Consider the following 3,142-nt stretch of genomic DNA (forward strand, 5'->3'; position numbering starts at 1 on the left):
GATCGCGGCCCAGGTGGCCAGGGCGCGGGTCCGGTCCGGCGCGGCCGGGTAGAGGCGGGCGATCATGGCCATCGAGGCGGGCACGCAGGCCGCCGCCGCGACTCCGAGCAGCGCGCGCAGCCCGACCAGCGCCGCCAGGCCGGGGGCCGCCGCGCACAGCAGCGAGAGCGCCCCGAACGCGGCGATCCCGGAGCGGAACACCCGGTGCGCGCCGAACCGGTCCGCGGCGGCGCCCGCGGTGAGCAGCAGCGCGGCGAAGACGACGGTGTAGGAGGTCGTCGCCCACTGCAGCCCGGACGTCGAGGCGTGCAGCGAGGAGACGAGGTCGGGTTCGGCCACCGACAGGACGGTCATGTCGAGCAGCACCATGAAATAGCCGAGCGAGACGCCGACCAGCGCGATCGCGCGCGTCCCGGTCGGCGCCGCCGTAGCGGTGATCGTCATGCGGACAGGCTCGCCGCGCGGGGGCGTCCGGCTCCACCGGCGGACGCGTACGCTGCGTTCGGGAAATCCGAACGATCGGGTGGGGAGCGGATCATGGAGCTTCGCCAGCTGCGGGTGTTCGAGGCCGTGGTCCGGCACGGGACGGTGACCGACGCGGCCGTCGCGCTCGGCCTCGCGCCGTCCAGCGTCTCGGCCCGCGTCCGCGCGCTGGAGGAGTCGCTCGGCGTGCCGCTGTTCGACCGGACGGTGCGCGGGATGCGGCTCACCCCGTCCGGCGAGCGCATGCTGACCTGGTCGCGCCGCCTGCTGGACGCCGCCGACCAGGCCCGGCGCGAGGTCGTCGGGACGGCCTCCGCGCTGCGCCTCGGCGCGCTGGAGACGATCGCCGCGACGCACGTCCCGCGCGTCCTGGCCCGTCTGTCCGAGGCGAGGGGGCGCGGGGCGGACCGTGTCGAGGTGCGGTCGTCGGCCTCGCGGGACGAGCTGCTCGCGGACGTCGTCGGCGGCACCCTGGACGCGGCGCTCCTGCTGGACACCGGCGGCGCGCTCGGTGACCTCGGTTTCCCGCAGCCGGAGGCTCCGCTGACGTTCCTGGACGTGGAGCCCGTCCCGCTGTCCCTGGTCGCCGCCCCCGGCAACCCGCTCGCCGGGCGCGCGGGCCTCACCCGGGCCGACCTGCGGGACCAGTCGCTGCTGGTCAACGTGGAGAAGTGCTCGTTCCGGCTGGCCGCCGACCGGTTCCTCGGCCCCGGGCCGGCGCGCGTCCGCGCGGGGGGAGTGCCGGTCGTGCGGGCCTGGGCCGAGCAGGGTCTCGGGATCGCGCTGCTGCCCGCGTTCGCGGTCGCCGAGGCGGTCGGGCGGGGCGCGCTGGCCGAGCTGGACCTGCCGGTGCCCGACATCAGCCTGCGGCTGGTGTGGCGGTCGGACCGCGAGTCGCTTCCCGGTCTGCGTGAGCTGCTCTACGCCTGCGCCGCCACGCCCGTCACTCCGCCGAACGGTTTGGGACGGGCCGTTAGCACGCCATCTGTCGCGACAAACTCGTAAAAGTTGCGGTTTGTCCAAGAACCGTGTCAGGTCCTTGTGGCATGGTTCACATTCAGCTGATCATCAGCCTCTATGTGGCATCCGGGGCTGGTACTACGGCGGATGGTCGGCGACAGGACCCTCGTCCTGGCGGCCTGCGCGACCGCGCTCTTCGCGACCACGGTCCTCGCCGCGCTCGTCGGCTACGCCGGTTCGGTGACCCGTGACGGACTGCACCGCACGCTCGCCCAGAAGGCGCAGATCGGCGCGACCATCGTCGTGACCGTCCTGCCGGGCCAGAGCGCCGAGACGAACAAGCAGCTGGAGCAGGCGCTCCGCCGCGGCTACGGGGACATCCCGTACAGGATGGAGTCGGCCGCGAAGAGCGACTCCTACACGCTGCCCGGCCAGGAGCACGCCGCGCATCCCGAGCTGACGAGGTTCGCCGCCTACACGGGCATGGACCGGCACGCGCGGCTGGCGTCCGGCCGCTGGCCCGCCGCCACCTCCGACGACGCCGGCGGCATCGCCGAGGCCGTGCTGCCCAGCGCGGCAGCGCGGCACATGAAGGTGAAGCCCGGCGCGGTCTTCACCGTCCACGGACGCGTCGACAAGACGTCCACGATCAGGGTGCGGCTCGTCGGTGTCTTCGACGTGCGGAGCCCCGAGGACTACCTCTGGCACGGCGACCCGCTCGTCACCACCGGAGCCGACCAGCAGAACTACACCACCTACGGTCCGCTCGTGCTCGCGCCCGAGACGTACCGGAAGCGGTTCTCGGCCGCCGGTGGCGACGTGACCTGGTTCGTCCGCAACGACCTGTCCCACCTGGACGTCTCCGGCCTGCGCGCCCTCGGCAAGCGCGCGCAGGAGTCGGCGAACACGCTCCGCAAGTACGGCGACGGCACGACGTTCGCCGTCTCCAGCGAGCTGCCCGACCTCGCCGACCAGCTCTCCCGCGCCGTCCTGGTCGCCCGGTCCACGATGTTCGTCCCGGTGCTCCAGCTCATCCTGCTCGCCGGGTACGCCTGGCTGCTGGTCGCGCGGCTGCTCGCCGACCACCGCCGCACCGAGCTCGCCCTCATGCGCACCCGCGGCGCCGGGATGCGGCAGCTCGCCGGGCTCACGGTCGCCGAGGGGTTCACCGTCGTCCTGCCCGGCCTCCTGCTCGGCCCGCTGCTCGCCGATCCGCTGCTCCGGCTCGCCGCGCAAACCCCCGCCGTCCGGGCGACCGGGCTGCGGCTGAGCGCCGGGTCGCCGGGCACGCTCTGGACGGTCGCCGGCATCGCCGCGGTCGCGTTCGTCGCCGCCGTGACCGTCCCGACGCTGCGGGCCGTCCGGGGGACGTTCGTGGAGACCGAGGCCGCGATCAGCCGGGGCCGCCGCAGCGCCTGGGCGGGCACCGGCGCCGACCTGGCGCTGCTCCTGGTCGCCGGGCTCGGCGTCTGGCAGCTCACCCGCTACAACAGCACGCCGTCGGTGTCCGGGGCGGGCGGCATCGACCCGTTCATCGTGTCCGGCCCGGCGCTCGCGCTGCTGGCGGGCGGCGTGCTGATGCTGCGGCTCGTCCCGGTCACCTCCCGCGCCGCCGAGCGGTTCACCGCGCGCGGCCGGGGCCTGGCGCCCGCGCTCGGCGCCCGGCAGGTGGCGCGCCGCCCGCTCCGCTACGCCGGGC

The 3,142-nt window shown here is 74.9% G+C and carries 3 protein-coding genes; 2 read left to right on the plus strand and 1 reads right to left on the minus strand.

All coding sequences use genetic code 11. The features are described from left to right. Positions 1-444: MFS transporter (locus DZF91_RS26045; RefSeq protein WP_199486898.1), on the minus strand; the 444-nt coding region annotated here is incomplete at its 3' end. 93 nt (positions 445-537) lie between these two features. On the opposite strand from DZF91_RS26045, the gene DZF91_RS26050 reads away from it, so the two are divergent. After that, the gene (locus tag DZF91_RS26050) at positions 538-1,488 is read left to right on the plus strand and encodes a LysR family transcriptional regulator (protein WP_117359830.1); all 951 of its coding nucleotides are present in this window, start codon (positions 538-540) and stop codon (positions 1,486-1,488) included. Positions 1,489-1,590: 102 nt separating this feature from the next. Next, positions 1,591-3,142, plus strand: a 1,552-nt coding sequence (locus tag DZF91_RS26055) for an FtsX-like permease family protein (protein ID WP_199486899.1), incomplete at its 3' end; no start/stop codon positions are given.

It is taken from the genome of Actinomadura logoneensis (assembly GCF_003428695.1).
Lineage (GTDB): Bacteria > Actinomycetota > Actinomycetes > Streptosporangiales > Streptosporangiaceae > Spirillospora > Spirillospora logoneensis.

Excerpts from the sequence above, each read along its gene's own strand:
- DZF91_RS26050 (WP_117359830.1), top strand. The coding sequence starts at position 538 with ATGGAGCTTCGCCAGCTGCGGGTGTTCGAGGCCGTGGTCCGGCACGGG.